Here is a 16,034-nt window from a genome sequence, read left to right as displayed (position 1 = left end):
GGCTGTTAATCTGCGTCGACTGTTCATGGATCCACGGGGGAGTCGTGCTGGTCACGACTCGTGAACGTCGCCAGGGTGGCCTCGGCATGTGCCGAGGCTGGGCGCAAGCGTGCTTCCTCGTGGGTCTCGACCACTGGAGATCTCGATGCTCGCGTTGCCCCGAAAGGCCGTCGCCGCGGCGAGCCTTGCCGCCGTTGCCGCCGTGGCCGCAGCGGTGGCTGTCGCCCAGCAGCCGGCCGGCGCGGCCGACAGCCCCGGCTCACTGGTCGAGGACTTCGCGTACCCCGGGCGTGACGCGATCCTGGCCGAGCACAACCTGAAGCTGATCTCAGGCGATGGCAACATCCTTTTCGTGGACTGCGACGTCGCGGGTGACGTCATCAAGATCGAGTCCTACGACTTCGCGGACTACGTCTGCTTCCAGCTGAGGGGCGCGCACGGCTACCTGAAGCTGGAGATCGGCCGCAGCACCTACGTCTACAGCGAGAACAAGCCGCTGGAGGCGACCCTGCAGGTCGAGGGGGAGACCGAGACCGAGACCAAGCAGGTGCAGCAGAACTGGTGGACCGCGGTGGGCGAGGCGGAGAACCGGCCGTCGGCCACGCTCCTGGAGCTTCGCGCCTGACAACCTTCTCCACAGTCTCGACCAGGCGGATCGGCGCGCGCTCGACGAGCGGGTGCTGATCCGTGCTGCCCTGCCGCGGTTGGCGTGTCACGGCGCCGCGGTGCGGTGGACGGTCACCTCCCGTCCCTCCGACTCGCCGACCTGAACGTCGCTGCCGCGCCACGACCGCTGTAGCCGGGCCGAAAGGAACAACAACCAGATGAGAGTCCGGCAAAGGCTCGTGATGGCGGCCGCCGCGGCCGCGATCATGACGACGTTCGTCGGAGTGCCGGCCCCGGCCTCCGCGGCGGTGACCGACACCGACCCGGCGGCGGTGCGCGCGCTGGCCGTCAAGATGAAGCTGTTCGGTGACGACAACGTGGCCGCGGCTGCGGAGGCGGCACTGACCGGGCCGGACTCGGCGCTGCGGGATTTTGTGCCGAACGGTCTGATGAAGGCGCGTGATCTCGACGATCGCGACGCCATCGCGGAGCTCATCGCGGTCGGCGGCACGGCGATGCGGACCGCCGGTCAAGCCGCCCTCGACGGGACCGCGAAGAACCGGCGCGACTTCCTCGAGGCCGGCTGGGAGACCTCGTGGGACCGCGACGAGCGGGCCCGCGTCGGCCAGGTCATGACGGGCGGCGGCGGGGAGGTGCAGCGGCTGGGCCAGCTGGCTCTCAACGGCACCACGGCCGACATCGAGGAGTTCCTGCGGACCCAGCAATACGTGGCGCAGCGGCATGACGATCGGACCCAGGTCGGGCAGATCATGTCGGGCGGTGGCAGCAACCTCAAGGCGGCGGCGCAGGCGGCCCTGTCGGGCACACCGGAGGACATCGAGGAGTTCCTGTCGTACGGGCAGGATGTGGCCCGCGCCCGGGACGACGAGCTGCAGACCGTGACCGAGCTGGTGCAGCAGGCCAACGAGGCCAGCAAACTGGCGATCCGGGAGACGACGGCGGCGAAGGCCGCGTCGGCCCGGGCGGTCGAGACGGCGCGCCTGGCCCGGCTGGCCGCCGAGGATGCCGCGCGGGAGACCGCCGCGGCCAAGGATTCGGCGGTCAAGGCGGCCCGGGCCGCGAAGCGTGCTGCCGATGCGGCCAAGCGTGCGGCCGATGCGGCGCAGGTCGCGGTGAGCGCGGCCAATGCGGCCAACGCGGCGGCGCGTACGGCGGCCAGAGCCGCCTCCCGGGCGGTCACCGCGGCCGCGCGGGCCGGCGACGCGGCCAGCCGGGCCGACCGTGCGGCGTTCGACGCGGCGACCGATGCCACGAAGGCCGACGCGGCGAACAAGGCCGCTCAGAACGCCAAGGCCGTGGCCAAGAGCACCCGCGAGGCGGCGGCGGCCGCCGGCCTGGCCCGGACCGCGGCCCAGCAGTCGGCCACGGCCGCCGCGGCAGCGGGCGGCGCGGTGGCCGATTCGGCGGCCGCGGCGAACGCCGCGAGCGAGGCCGGTCGGCAGGCGGCCGCGGCCGGTGCCTCCTCCGCCGAGGCTGACCGGGCCGCCGCCAAGGCCCGGCGCAAGGCGAGCGAGGCGGCCAAGGCGGCCGCGGCCTCCCAGCGATATGCCCAGCAGTCGGCCGACGCCGCGGGCAGCGCCCAGACCTTCGCCAACGACTCCGCGGCTCATGCCGAGCGGGCCGCGGCCGCCGCCGAACGGGCGGCGCTGAACGCCGGCAAGACGAGTAAGGCGTCCGAGGAGGCCCGTCAGCACGCTGACAACGCCTTGGCCGCGGCCCGGGTGGCGGAGCAGGCGGCGGCGGAAGCCGGCCGGATCGCGCGGCTGGCCCGTGAGGCGGACCAGGCTCGGATCGACGCCCAGCGGGTCGAGAACATGCTCGCCGCCGAGGAGCAGCGGGAGATCGAGCAGGCGAACCTGGACCAGGCTCGCTGGGACGAGGGCGAAGAGGCCCAGCGCGATGCGGAGACCGAGCGGTTGATCGCCGAGGCATCGCAGCCCGGCGCGCCGACCGCGACCGTGGTCTCGCTCGGGCGTCAGGTCGCGAGCCGCCTGCTGACCACCGGCGGGGGATGGACCCGGACCGCGGCCGAGACCGCACTCGTCGGCACCGACGCCGATGTCATCGCCTTCGTTCGCACCAGCCTCCCGATGGCCACCGAGCAGGACGATCGGGAAACCGTCGGGGCCATCATCGAATCGACCGACAACGCCGGCTTGAAGGCGGCCGCCACGACCGCCGTCGCCGGCACGACGGCAGCGGTCCGGTCGTTCCTGCAGACGCGGGCCTACCCGGACAAGGAACACGACGACCGGGTCCTGGTCGGTAAGCTGATGACCGCGGGCGGACCGGCGATGGCGAATGCCGGTCAGGCCGCGCTGAGCGGTTCGGCCGAGGACCGGGACCGGTTCCTGCGCGAGGGCCGATACGTGGCCGCCGACCAGGACGCGCGGATCGAGATCGGCCAGATCATGACGGCCGGCGGTCCCGAGGTGAAGGCGGCGGCGCAGGTGGCGCTGTCCGGACCCCGGTCCTACGCGCAGCACTTCCTGGCGACGACCCGGTTCAAGGCGCAGCAGCGCGACGAGGAGGCCGCGGCGCACGCGGCCAAGATCGATTCCTTGGTCCAGGATGCGGCGCGGGCGGCCGCCGTGGCCAAGCAGCAGGCGGCGCTCGCGGCTCAGGCGGCAGCCATCGCGCGACAGGCGACCGACGCCGCCAAGTCCTACGAGACGATGGCCAAGCAGTCGGCGGACGACGCGAAGTCGTACGCGACGGCGGCGCAGACCTCGGCCGAAAACGCCAAGAAATCAGCCGCGGACGCCGCGCAGTCGGCGCAGACGGCGAAGAACGCCGCGGCTGCCGCGAAGCGCAGCGCCGAGCAGGCTGAGGCCTCGGCGGCCAAGGCTCGCAACGCGGCCGCGGCCGCCCGGTCCAGCGCCGAGTTCGCCCGTCGCCGGGCGGCGGACGCCAAGAAGTCGGCCGACGACGCGCAGAAGAGCGCCGCCGAGGCGGCCCAGGCCGCCGTCGACACCTTGAAGATCTCCTTGGACCTGCGCAAGAAGGAAGAGGACGAGAGGCGTCGCCAGCAGCAGGCGGTGCTGCAGGCCAAATGCGGCGACATCCGGCTCTACATGCAGGGCATCCGGTGCAACGGCGATCAGCTGATCGCCGCCATCGACAACGACGAGAACTTCTGCACCATCCGGTTCGGCTCGAACGCGCCCGCCTGTGAGCAGGTCATGCCGCTCTACTTCGACAAGCTGAAGCAGGACAAGGAGCGCACGGTCCTGGTCATGCACATCGTGCTGACCCTGTGCGGCTTCGTTCCGGTCGTGGGTGAGCCGTGTGATGCCCTGGACGCGATGGTGTCCTATCTCGAGGGTGACAAGACGGGCGCCGCGGAGAGCTTGTTCTCGATGTTGCCGGTGGGCGGCTGGCTGCCCGGTGGCAAGCGTGGCGTCGATCTGATCCGCGAGCTCAAGACGTTCCGGAAGAAGAAGGGCGTGCCCTGCACGAGCCTGAGCAACCGGCGGGCGGGATTCTCCCTCGCGGCGATGGCGGAGCCCGAAGAGTGCAAGCCTTGGCCGAACCTGCTCGAACGTCTTTACGACCAGGAGGTTCGCGAGGCGGCATCCGTCGGGCTCGCCGCTGTCCGGCCGGACAACGCCCGGTTCCGCGAGTACGTGCAGTCCGGCGAGAAGATCAAATGGGCGATCCTCACCGACGGTAGTCTGATGGTCGTCCAGAAGACGAAGAACGGTGTCGAGGTCAAGCACTCGATCCTGGCCGACGGCAAGTCCGTGCTGGCGGCGGGAGAAGCGATGATCTTTGATGACGGTAGCGGTGGATACTTCGGCGCGGAGATCGACGAGCGCAGCGGCCACTACCAGCCGTCGGCCGCTTCCGTCGCGCTCGGCCGGAAGGGCTTCGCCAAGTATGGGATCACGTTCCCGTAATGACTGACTCGTTGTCGTTCGCCGGCCGGTTCGATCCGGACCGGCTGGCGGACTGGCTGCTGACCGGTGCGGGTGATTCGCCGGTGGGGGAGCCCGCCGACTGGCTGACCGTGACCGACGTGCTGACGACCAGCATCTACGCGGCTCTGGCCGAGGGCTCCGACTGGCGGCGTTACGTCGGCGCCTACAGCCTGGCCCTGGCCGCCATGGAACAGGCGGCGGCGCGTCCGCCCCATGAGGTGGTCGTGGCCCGCTCCGCGATGACCGAGGTGCTCGCGCGGTCGGTGCCGGTGGACACGTTGCCGGACGAATGGCGTCCGGAGCGGGTGGCCGAGGTGTTCTTCCAGCGGCTGCCGATGCCCCTGGCCGGGGCCACCGCCCTGGTCGAGGCGCGCGAGCGCCCACCGCTGCCCGACCTGATCCGGCTGCGGCAGCTCAAGCAGATGCTCAACCCGTTACGGACGTTGACGGCGTTCCTTCCCCCCGAGACAGCTGATCGGCTGCGGCCCTGGCTGGAACTGCGCGACCGACTGCCCTGACACGTGTGCCCCGAGCCGGGTGGGAGGCTCGGGGCACACGTGCGTCAGACGCCGATCAGAAGTTGTCGGCCGTGCGGATGCGGGTGCGCAGGTAGGTGCCGGACTCGGTCAGCACGCCGGTGCCGGCGTAGGTCGGGCCGCCGCAGGTGTTCGGCTTGAAGGCCGCACTGCTCTCGCCGGCGTCCGAGTACGTCCAGTTGGCGTAGCTGATCTGCAGCCGGTCGAGCAGGTCGAGCCACGTGCCGGTGCTCGCCAGATCGACCTGGCCACCGCCGGTGGCGGTCACGGTGCCGAACTCGGTGACGAACAGCGGCAGCGAGGCGGCCGCGCGCTGGACCTCGGCCCGGTAGTTGTCCTTGTGCGAGGCGGCGTAGAAGTGGAACGCGTACATGATGTTGGACGCGTTGACCGGGTTGGCCGTGATCTCGCTCGAGCTCGAGCCGTCGGAGACGCCGAGCGACGACCAGCCGCGGGTGCCGACGATGATGACGGCGTCCGGGTCGTTGGCCCGGATCACCGGGATGACCTGCTCGGCGTAGCTCTTGATGCCGGCCCAGCTGACGCCGTTGGGCTCGTTGGCGATCTCGTAGATGACGTTGTTCTTCGAGGCGTGGCGGGCCGACACCTCGGCGAAGAACGTCTTGGCCCGGGCCAGGTTGTAGTTCGGGTCACCCGGGGTCAGTGTGTGGAAGTCGATGATGGAGTACAGCCCGCGCTGGGTGGCCTCCTCGACCAGGTTGTTGACCTGCGCGGTGAAGCCGGCCGGGTTGGTCTCGTAGCCGCCCTCCTGCACATACATCGAGACCCGCAGCAGGTCGGCCTTCCAGTCGTCGGCCAGCGCGTCGATCGAGGCGTCGTTGTAGCAGTCGGCGAACCACTGCAGGCCGTGCGTGCTCATGCCGCGGAGCTGGATGGCCTTGCCGTTCTGGTTGCACAGCTTCACGCCGCACACCCGCAGCTGCCCGTTCTGAGCGACCGGCGTCGAGCCGGTGGGCGGCGGGGTGGTCGCCGGCGGGGTGGTAGCCGGCGGGGTGGTGGGCGGCGTGGTCGGTGGTGTGGTCGGGTTGGACGATCCGTCACAGGACGCGCCGTTGACCGAGCACGAGGTCGGCCGCCCGGTGCCGTTCGCGATGAAGCCGAACGACGTGGAGGCGCCCGCGGCCAGCGTGCCGTTCCAGCCGGCCGGCGTGAACGTGTAGGTCGAGCCGGAGGCGGACTGCGTGGCGTTCCAGGAGTTGACGACCGTCGTGCCGGCGGGCAGGGTGAGCTGCACCCGCCAGGTGCTGATCGTGGACGACGTGGTGTTCCGGACCTCGACCTGACCCTGGTAACCGGTGCTCCACGAGCCCGTCACCGTGAAGGCGGCGGTCTCGGCGCTGGCCGGCAGGGCGATGACCGTGGCCACCGAGGCGGCGGCGACCGCTACGGCGACGCCGGCGGCAAGTCTCCATCTGCGCATGGGGATAGGGGCTCCATCGGTGTGAGGGGAGGGGGTGTGGGAGCGCTCCCACGGACCATAGCCGCTCCTCGATGAGCCCGCAATGCGGAACGGGCCCGGGATCAGATCCCAGGCCCGCCACAGAGGCGCAAATCAGCCGGTGTTGCGCATACCGGCCGCGATGCCGTTCACCGACGTGAGCAGAGCCCGCTCGAGCGCCGTCGAGTCGGACGGCACCCGCCGTGCTCCCGGCGCCACCACGGTCTGCCGGTCGGCCTCACCCGCGTCGCGGTACTGCCGGAGCAGGGCCACCTGCAGGTGGTGCAGCGGCTCGAGGTACGTGTCGCGCACGTCCAGCGTCCGCTTGAGCTCGGGCTGATTCTCCAGCAGCGAGGACGTGCCGGTGATGGCCAGGATCTCGCGGACGGTCAGCTCGTACTCCTGCTCGATCGTGGTGAAGATCGGGCGGAGGTGTTCCGGCACCAGGGTCTCGACGTAGCGGCGGGCGATGTCCAGGTCGGTCTTGGTCAGCATCATCTCGACGTTGGACACGAACGTCTGGAAGAACTGCCAGTTGCCGTACATCTCCTGCAGTGTCTCGGTGTGGCCGGCCTCGCGAGCCGCCTTGAGACCGGTGCCGACGCCGAACCAGCCGGGCACGATCTGCCGCGTCTGCGTCCAGCCGAACACCCACGGGATGGCCCGCAGGCCGCCCAGCCCGGCATCGGTGTTGGGCCGCTTGGCCGGGCGGGAGCCGATGTTGAGGGCGCCGAGCAACTCGGTCGGGGTGGCCGCCCAGAAGTAGGCCGGCAGGTCCGGGTTCTCGACCAGCTTGCGGTACTGGGCGAAGGCCGCGTCCGAGGCGGAGTCCATCGTGGCGTCCCACCGCTCGAGCCGGTTGAGGTCGACCGACGGGCTGGTGTGCAGCAGTGTCGCCTGCAGCACCGCGGCCACCGTCAGCTCCAGGTTCTCCCGGGCCAGGGCGGGCAGCGTGTACTTGTCGGAGATGACCTCGCCCTGCTCGGTCACCTTGATCGCGCCGTCCAGCGTGCCGTACGGCTGGGCCAGGATCGCCTCGTGGGTGGGACCGCCACCGCGGCCGACGGTGCCACCGCGGCCGTGGAAGAGTCGCAGGCGTACGCCGTGCCGGGCCGCCACGTCACGCAGCGAGCGCTGCGCCTTGTGGATCCCCCACTGGCTGGTGGTGATGCCGCCCTCCTTGTTGGAGTCGGAGTAGCCGAGCATCACCTCCTGCACGTCGCCCCGGGCCCGCACGATCGACCGGTAGGCCGGCAGCGACAGCATCTCGTCGAGCAGCTCACCGCCCGCGTCGAGCTCGGCCGGCGTCTCGAGCAGCGGCACGATGTTGACCCGGGCCCGCCCGGTCTGGATGTCGACCAGGCCGGCCTCCCGGGCCAGCACGGCCGCCGCCAGCACGTCGTCCACACCGAGGGTCATCGAGATGATGTACGTCTCGACGACATCCGCCCCGAACCGGTCCTGCACGTCGCGGATCGTGTTGAACACGTCGAACGTCTTGCGCGCCGAGTCCGTGAGCGGCGTGTCGGCGCTGCTCAGCGGCCGCCGGCCGGTCAGCTCGGTGGCCAGCAGCTTGGTGCGGTCGGCCCGGTCGAGCGTGGCGTAGTCGTCCACCTCGCCGACCTGGGTGTACATCTGCTGGAGCACCTCGTGGTGCTTCTCGGCGTGCTCGCGCACGTCCAGAGTGGCCAGTTGCAGGCCGAAGGCCGAGACGGTCCGGATCGCCGTGGCGACCACGCCGACCGCGGTCAGCTGCCCCGAGTTGCGGGCCAGCGAGGCCCGGATCAGCTCGAGGTCGCTGACCAGCTCGTCGCTGCCCAGGTAGTCGCGGCCGGGCACGTGCGCGGTGCCGTTGCGCAGCCGGGAGCGGGTGTTGGCCAGCTTCGCCTTGATCGCCCGGACCTTGAGACGGTAGGGCTCCTCGGCGTTGGTCCGGCGGAACCGGGGCGCCACCTCGGGCAGGTTGTCGAGGTCGGTGGCCAGCGACGCGGACAGGTCGAGCGAGACCCCGCGCAGCCGCCGGGACACCGACAACATGTCGATGAGCTGGTCCATCGCCGCCTCGGTGGCCTGGATGCCCTGCTCATGCTGGATCATCAGCACGTCGCGGGTGACGGCCGGCGTGACGAACGGGTTGCCGTCGCGGTCGCCGCCGATCCACGAGCCGAAGGTCAGCGGCCGGGCCGTCGGGGCGGTCTCGACCCCGAGCTGGCGCAGCGTCTCGGCCAGGTCGGCCAGCACCTGCGGGGCCGCCTCGGCATAGAGCTCCCGCAGGTAATAGACGGCGTTGCGGGCCTCGTCGGTCGGCTCCGGCCGGTCCAGCCGCAGCTCGTCGGTCTGCCACAGCAGGTCGATGAGCTCGGCGAACTTGCGGGTCGAGGCGGTGGTGTCGTTCTGGCCGTAGAGCACCGCGGCGGCGGCCTCGGCGTCGAGCGCGTCGGCCAGCTGGCGCAGCTTGGACAGGATCGAGCGGCGCGACGCCTCGGTCGGGTGGGCGGTGAAGACCGGGCGGACGGCGAGACGACGGGCGGCCGCGGCGATCTCGTCGGTCGGCACACCCTTCTCGGCGATCAGCTTGGCCGCCTGGTCGAGCCAGCCGCCGTCGCGGGCCCGGCGCCGGCGCAGATCACGCGAGCGGTGCACCTGCTCGGTGATGTTCGCCAGCTGGAAGTAGGTGGAGAACGCGCGGGCCAGCTTGGTGCCGGTCGTGACGTCCATGGCGGCGAGACGGTCGGCTGCGGCCTGCGGATCCTGCCGGACGAGCGCGCGGATCTCCTCGACCAGGTCGAGCAGCGGGCGGCCTTCCTGGCGGGCCAGGGTCTGTCCGAGCAGCGTGCCGATACGGCGGATGTCCGCTCGCAGGGCGGCATCGGGACCGTCGGGGTCCAGGTGGCCGTGCTGGTCTGTCATCGGGGGCGCTCCTTAGCCTCAAAGGTGCTCCAGGACAGCACTGTCCCGACTCCGCCGATCGTATCGGCGCGACCCCACACGGGGGGTAATTGAGGTAAGTCTCACGCACCGTTCTCATCGGGCAAGACCCAGGGCGTACGCGGAGTACCACCGGCCCGCGGCGGGCTGCCCCGGCGCGCACGCGCCATCGGACTCGCCGGGACGTTTCACCCACAAGTACGCGTCGACGAGCGGGTAGCCGGTGGTCAGCGTCGGCGCCGGGCCCAGCTTGCGCCCGGGCGGGTTGCACCAGTGCCGGTCACCCGCCCCGCGCTGGGCCGGCCCGTTGCCGTTGCGGCTGGTGTCGACCACGAAGTGCTTGCCGCCCACGGTCCGGGACACGGCCAGGCCGTAGCGCAGGTTGTCGGCCGTGGTCTCGAAATTGGCCACGTTGAGCGCGAACCCGCTGGCCGCGGTGACCCCGGACGCGCGCAGCGCCGGTCCGATCCCGGCCGCCGGGATCCAGGTCGGGTTGCCCGCGTCGAGATAGACGCGCACCCCGGGCCCGGCGCGCAGCGCGGCGACGGCGTACCGCAGCAGCTCGTAGCGCTCGGCCCGGCGAGCCGGCGTGAGGCAGCCGCGCACGGCCTGGGCCACCGCGTCCGGCTCCAGCACCACGATGGCGCGGTGACCGCGCAGGGCCCCGGCCAGCGCGGTCACCCACCTCCGGTAGGCGGCGCCGTCGGCCGCCCCACCGGACGAATGCCCCGAGCAGTCCCGGTAGGGGATGAAATACAGCGTCAGCACGGGCGTCCGCCGGACGGCCGCCGCCGCGACGGCCAGCCCCCGCGCCCGCTCGGCGTATCCGGGCGCGGCGTCGGTGAACCAGACGGAGGTCGGCTGGTCGGCGATCCGGCGGATGATCGTCGCCTCGGTCCGCCGGCCGGCCCGCTCGAGGCCGCGCACGGCAGTCACCGCCGCGCCCGACGGGTCGACGTAGAGGTGCGGGCTGACCGCCCGGGGCGGGGCCGGGGTATGCACCTCGGGATCACGTTCGCGGGCCCCGGCCGCCACGGCGACGGTGCCGAGGGCGACGAGCGAGGCCGAGACGGTCAGGGCCAGGCGGGAACGGCGGGCCATCACCGGACCCGGACCCAGCGGGCGACCGACGGCCGTCCCCGGTCGTCGAGGAGGAAGAGCATGTACCAGCCCGAGGGCGCCACCCCGGCCGGTCGCGGCACGGTCAGCTCGAGGCGGCCGGCCGAGCGCCGCAGACCGAGCGCGACCGAGCGCTGGTCGGTGTCGGTGCCGTGGGTGACCGAGCTGGGCCGGACCAGCCGGGCCGAGGCGATCCGGGCCGCGTCCGGGGTGCCGGCCACGAAGGTCCCGCCGCGCCGGATCTCGCCCGGCGCGTGGGTGATCGCCGGCCGCGGTCCGCGGAACAGGTAGGGCGGGCTGTAGACCTCGATGCGCTGCTCGAACGTGCCCGGGGCCCGGCCCGAACGGTCGTAGAGCGGATCGCTGCCCATCGTGATGACCCGGCCGTCGGGCAGCAGGATCGCCTCGGAGTGGTAGTTGCGCCCGACGGTGGACTCGGCCGCCGTACGGAAGGAATTGGTCTCCGGCAGGTAGAACTGCGCGTTGTAGAGATCGCTGCGCTTCTCGCCCCGATAGGGCCCGCCGCGGTAACCGGACGAGCCGCCGCTGGTGAAGACGGTGTCGTCGGGCAGCACGACAGCCGACAGGTAACGCGCCGGCTTGGGCAGGTCGGGCCCGGGACGGTAGGCCGGCTTGCGCCCGCTCAGGTCGACGATGTCGGTGCGGGCGGTCGAGATCGGCGAATCGCCCACGCCGCCCCCGCCCAGCATCATCACCTGCTGCTTCTGCACCGGCGGCAGCAGGACCGAGGTGGCGGTCTCGTTGAGCTCCGGCTGCCGCAGCCCGGGCACGGGCTGGAAGCGGTTGCCGTTCAGGTTCCAGATCCCCGGCGTCCGGCCCTCCCGATCCGAGCCGTAACCGCTGTTGGCGCCCGAGTAGAAGACCCGGCCGTCGGCCATCAGGTGCAGGCTCGGATAGGTGGGGAAGTAGCGCTGGAGCCGGGGCGCGGCCGACCAGGTGCGCGTGCGGGCGTGGTAGACCTCGTTGCGCCCCGGGATGATCCGGCCGAACTCGTCCAGCCCGGAGACCGCCAGCACGTTGCCGTCGGTCCTGGTGACCAGGGTCGGATACCAGCGGTGCTCGGTCAGGTCGCCGGTCCGGTGGTAGCGCTCGGTGCGCGGGTCGAACTCGTACGAGGTCTTGTCGCCCCCGTACTCCTGCTTCTCCCGCGTGATCTTGTCGGCGACGCCGTAGACGTTGTTGCCGTCCAGCCCGGTCAGACCGTCGATCCGGTACAACGCACCCGTGCGGACGACGGGGGTGTCCCCGGCGCGGACGGCGTCGACCCAGACCTCGGTCTCGCCCGCGGTGACCGCCACGTGCGGGCCGTGCGCCACCTTGGTCGCGGCCGGGACGGTGAACGCGGTCCGGCTGACGTACTGGTGCCCGGTCGCCGAGCGGAACCTGGTGCCCTTCGGGAACACCCGCGGCCCGCCGTCCGGCGACTCGTTCTTCACCTTCATGACGCCACCGGCCCGCTTCACGTCCTTCTCGAGCACCTCGTACGACTTGGTCCCACCCGCGATGAGCAGGTTGCCGTTGGCCAGGAAGCTGTGGCCCGCGCAGAAGACGTCGGTCGGCGTCGGCACCTCGCTGAACTTCTCGGTCCGCGGGTCGTAGAGCACCGTCCGGAACGTGCCCTTCTCGAACTGGTCGCGGTTGTTGCCGCTGCCCGCCACGATCAGCACCTTGCCCGTGCTCAGCAGCGCGGCGTGGATGGCATTCACCTTGAAGCGCGGAGGCACCGGCAGGGCGGCCCAGTGGCCGTGCTTCTCCTTGTAGGACTGACGGTTGATCGAGTAGTTGTGCAACGCCTCGGATCCGGCCGCGAGGACCGGGCGGTTCGCGAACGCGACCACGGCGAGCACCACCACCGCGACGGTTCCGCTGGCCATCCGGCGCGCGAGACTGGGGCGGGGGCGGGGCTTCATGCGGGGGACTCCTCGGGTCGACGGCGCCGGATCCGGGCGAACCAGAGGGCCGGCGGGGTGAGGCAGATGATCAGGTTGAGCGCGGGCCAGACGAACATCGCGCTGTCGACGTGACCGGTGACCGCGGCGACCACGAGCATGGCGACGAAGAACACCGCCCAGCGCAGCCCCGGGGCGAACGTGGCGAGCCGATCGGGGCTGGTCGAGTCGCCCTTGGGCGTCACCACGAAACCGGACTGACGGCGCAGCAGCGCCCCGACGAACGACGAGACGTAGATCGGCGTGGACAGCGTGGAGGCCACCATGCCGGTCAGGCCGGACGAGCCGGCTTCCTCGTGCGGGCTGGTGTTGTGCCGCCGGTTGAAGACGTACAGCCCGACCTGGAAGAGCGCGGCGTCGATGTAGAGCATCAGCCACACCTCCTGCGGGACGTACACGCCCTGCGCGCCGAGCACGAGGTAGCAGAACGCGTTGAGCGCGCCGAGCAGCCAGGCCAGTGCGGTCAGCGGGTAGTACGACATCAACAGGCCATAGTGGATCGCCCGGCCCGGGCCGAGCTTGAGCGCCATCCGGGCGAACTGGCGCACCATGACCTCGTCGGTGCCGCGCGACCAGCGGTGCTGCTGGGTGAAGTAGTCGGTCCAGGACGAGGGTCCTTCGCCGACCGCCAGCACGTCGGGCGTGTAGACCGAGCGCCACTTGGCCGCGTGCAACGCGAGGCTGGTCGCCATGTCCTCGGTGATCGAGTCCTGGAGCCCGCCGATCGATTTCAGGGCCTTGATGCGTACGGCGTTGTTGGTGCCCACCAGCATGGCGATCCCGCGCCGGTTGCCGGCCCGCTGCAACAGCGAGTGGAACAGGTACTGCTGCGACTCCGCCCACCGGGTGACCAGGTTGTCGTAGTTGCCATAGATCTGCGGCCCCACCACGAAACCGACGGCCGGGTCCCGGAAGTAGCCCAGCAGCCGCTCGCAGAAATTGGGCAGTGGTACGTGATCGGGGTCGACCGAGACGAACACGTCGTAGTCGTCGCCGTGCACGTCGACCCACGCGTTGTAGTTGCCGTGCTTGGTCTTCGCCTTGAAGGCACCGGACGACGTGTTGAACCGATCGATGCCGCGCCGGCTGAAGTGGTGTACCCCGAGCCGCTCGCACATCGCCTTGACCTCGGCGTCGTCGCCCTCGTCGAGCAACCACACCTCGTACGTCCCGCAGTAGCGCACGTTGCGGGCGGCGCGCAGGGTCCGCTCGACCATCGCCACCGGCTCCTTGCCGGGCACGATCGTCGTCAGGAAGGCCACCCGCAGCGTCGTGTCCGGCACCACCGGCACCGGGTCGCGCGCCCACAGCGTGGCCAGGCAGAGCGTGACCACATTGACCAGCCGGAAGAGCTCGATCACGGCGGTCGCGGCGATCATCACGATCGCCCCGCCGTAGAGGAGCGGGTGCAACCGGCGGTCCGGGATCTCGATCGACGCGATCAGCCAGCCGAAGAACGTGCTTTCGAAGGCGAACGCGAACAGGGTGATCAGGATGGTGAGCACCGGCCGTCGGCGGGCCAGGCGCTTCATGCGTACGGAATAGGGTCTGTCCTCTGTGGGCGCCGGATCGGCCGGGCCGGCGAGCACGCTGTAGGCGCTGTAGTTGTAACGCGCGGGCAGCAGCATGGTGGCCGCTTGCAGTGCCGCGCTGACCCGGACCCGGCCGGTCGGAACGTCGCGAACCGTGCTCATCAGGCGGAGAGCGGCACAGCGGGGCGCACCGCCGGCTTCCGCTTCTCTTTCGGCGCGATCCGGCTGACGTTGGCCGGCGTGAGCCGGAGGCGCTCGGGTGTCCCGGCCGGCGGGGCCTTGGTGACGAAGGCGTGCCGGGCGGCGATGAAACCGTTGCGGTCGCCGAACATGTCGCGGCTCATCTCGGCCAGCTCCCGAGCCTCGTAGACCTCCAGCGGAACGCGCTCGCCGGCCAGCCGGCGGGCCTTCGCCTGACGGCGCCGGCGGGCGGTGCGCGGTTCGCTCTCGCGTTCGGCCAGGGCGGTGAGCCATTCCGTGTACGCGTCGGGGTGGCGCGGCCCGACCTCGTCGACCAGCCCGATCCGGGCCGCCTGCTCGGCACTGACCGGCAGCTTGTCGTCCACCAGCTGCTGCGCCTGGTCGGCGCCGACCCGCCGGGGCAGCGTGAACGTGTGCAGCTCGGACCCGAACAGGCCCATCTCGTAATAGGGGTTGAGCACGATGCCCGCACGCGCCGCGACGACGTCGGCCCCGAGGCCGAGCATCACGCCGCCGGCGCCCGCGCTTCCGGCGTACGCCGCCACGACCACCTGCTTGGTGCAGGTGATGATCTCGCGGCACACGTCGTTGATCGCCCGGATGTTGGCCCAGGCACTGCCGGCCGGGTCGGACGACGCGTCGATCACGTTGAGGTGGATGCCGTTGCTGAACGCGTCGGTGCCACCGCGCAACACCAGCACGTCGGTGTTCTGCGCGACCGCGTGGCGCAGCGCCGCGAGCAGTCGCCGGCAGTGCCCGGGTGCCATCGCGCCGTTGTAGAAGTCGAACGCCAGCCAGCCGATCCGGCCGGTGCGGCGGTAACGCACCTGGCGGTACGAGACCGGTGACTCCGGCTCGGTGCCGATCGGCACGGGGGAGTTGGGCACGCCCCGCAGCCGCGAGCCGAGCAGGGTGGTCGCCGGGAGCTTGATGCCGCCCTCGGTGTCGCGCAGATGACCGACCCAGAGGCTGCCGTCGCCGGTGCCGACCAGCACGGCACCCTGGCGCCGGCCGAGCACCGTGCCCGGCCGGCCACCGCGGGCCAGGCCCGCGGTGGCGTCGTAGGCGAAGACCGGCTGCCCGGCGAGCTCGGTGCGCACCCCCGGAGCACCGTCGGCGGCCCGGATCTTGCGCAGGATCCGCTCGGTGGCGTCCGACCAGTCGAAGACGCGGTCGTCCTGCTTCATCAACGGTCGCGGGCGGGCGCCGGGCAGTTCGGTCGGCGCGGCATCGGCCGGCACCGGCTTGAACGCCGGGTCGGCGGCCTTGGCCACGGTCTCGAGGACGCACTCCAGGGCGGCGTCGGCGACCGGGCCGTTGTAGAGCGACGACTTGCGCGGGGCGGCGGCCGGCAGGGGGAAGGTGCGGGTCGCCCAGATCGGCCCGGCGTCCATCTCCTCGACCGCCTGCAGCGCCGTGACGCCCCAGCTGCGCGCGCCCTCGGCGATCGCCCAGTCCAGCGAGGACGGGCCGCGATCACCGACCGGCCCGGGGTGGATGATCACCGTGCGCCGCTTCTTCCAGATCTCGGCCGGCACCCGATCCTTGAGGAACGGGCACAGGATCAGCTCGGGATCCGTGGCCCGCACGCCATCGATCATGTCGGACGCGCTGGTGGCCAGCTGCACCCCGACGTCGTGCCCGGCCTCTCGCAGCGCACACCAGGCGCGCTGGCTCAAGCCGTTGAACGCCGTAACGAGCAGCAGGATTCGCACGTTGCCTCCCCAGGGAATGCTTTCCGC

Annotated in this window: 9 protein-coding genes; 3 read left to right on the top strand and 6 right to left on the bottom strand. The window is 71.4% G+C overall.

Annotated features, from left to right (window positions below; all coding sequences use genetic code 11):
* Window positions 1-145 precede the first annotated feature (145 nt).
* The 3 genes from NAG42_RS05245 to NAG42_RS05235 all read left to right on the top strand — a co-directional run bounded on the left by NAG42_RS05245 (window position 146) and on the right by NAG42_RS05235 (window position 5,065).
* A complete protein-coding gene (locus NAG42_RS05245; protein ID WP_250028480.1) occupies window positions 146-625 on the top strand; it encodes a hypothetical protein in 480 nt (159 codons plus the stop codon).
* A gap of 199 nt (window positions 626-824) precedes the next feature.
* Window positions 825-4,526, top strand: a complete 3,702-nt coding sequence (locus NAG42_RS05240) for an ALF repeat-containing protein (protein WP_250028479.1) — start codon at window positions 825-827, stop codon at window positions 4,524-4,526.
* Window positions 4,526-5,065 (top strand): hypothetical protein, encoded by a 540-nt coding sequence (locus tag NAG42_RS05235; RefSeq protein ID WP_250028478.1) that lies wholly within the window; start codon window positions 4,526-4,528, stop codon window positions 5,063-5,065. Before NAG42_RS05240 ends, NAG42_RS05235 begins: the two co-directional genes overlap by 1 nt.
* Window positions 5,066-5,120: 55 nt before the next feature.
* Here NAG42_RS05235 and NAG42_RS05230 read toward each other — a convergent pair whose 3' ends face one another.
* From NAG42_RS05230 to NAG42_RS05205, 6 genes are all read right to left on the bottom strand, one after another.
* Complete coding sequence (locus NAG42_RS05230; RefSeq protein ID WP_250028477.1) at window positions 5,121-6,524, bottom strand: cellulase family glycosylhydrolase; 1,404 nt, start codon at window positions 6,522-6,524, stop codon at window positions 5,121-5,123.
* 132 nt (window positions 6,525-6,656) lie between these two features.
* Window positions 6,657-9,452: a phosphoenolpyruvate carboxylase gene (gene ppc / locus NAG42_RS05225; protein ID WP_250028476.1), complete on the bottom strand. Its 2,796-nt coding sequence runs from the start codon at window positions 9,450-9,452 to the stop codon at window positions 6,657-6,659.
* A gap of 114 nt (window positions 9,453-9,566) precedes the next feature.
* Window positions 9,567-10,571: a glycoside hydrolase family 6 protein gene (locus NAG42_RS05220; protein WP_250028475.1), complete on the bottom strand. Its 1,005-nt coding sequence runs from the start codon at window positions 10,569-10,571 to the stop codon at window positions 9,567-9,569.
* Window positions 10,571-12,520, bottom strand: coding sequence for a radical copper oxidase GlxA (gene glxA / locus NAG42_RS05215; RefSeq protein WP_250028474.1), 1,950 nt, complete (start codon window positions 12,518-12,520; stop codon window positions 10,571-10,573). Before glxA ends, NAG42_RS05220 begins: the two co-directional genes overlap by 1 nt.
* Window positions 12,517-14,253: a glycosyltransferase family 2 protein gene (locus tag NAG42_RS05210; RefSeq protein WP_250028472.1), complete on the bottom strand. Its 1,737-nt coding sequence runs from the start codon at window positions 14,251-14,253 to the stop codon at window positions 12,517-12,519. Before NAG42_RS05210 ends, glxA begins: the two co-directional genes overlap by 4 nt.
* A complete protein-coding gene (locus NAG42_RS05205; protein ID WP_250028470.1) occupies window positions 14,253-16,007 on the bottom strand; it encodes a hydrogenase maturation protein in 1,755 nt (584 codons plus the stop codon). The genes NAG42_RS05210 and NAG42_RS05205 overlap by 1 nt, the downstream gene beginning before the upstream one ends.
* Window positions 16,008-16,034 lie beyond the last annotated feature (27 nt).

This window comes from Paractinoplanes maris, assembly GCF_023544465.1.
Taxonomy (GTDB): Bacteria; Actinomycetota; Actinomycetes; order Mycobacteriales; family Micromonosporaceae; genus Actinoplanes; species Actinoplanes maris.
This window is presented reverse-complemented; position numbering and strand designations above follow the sequence as displayed.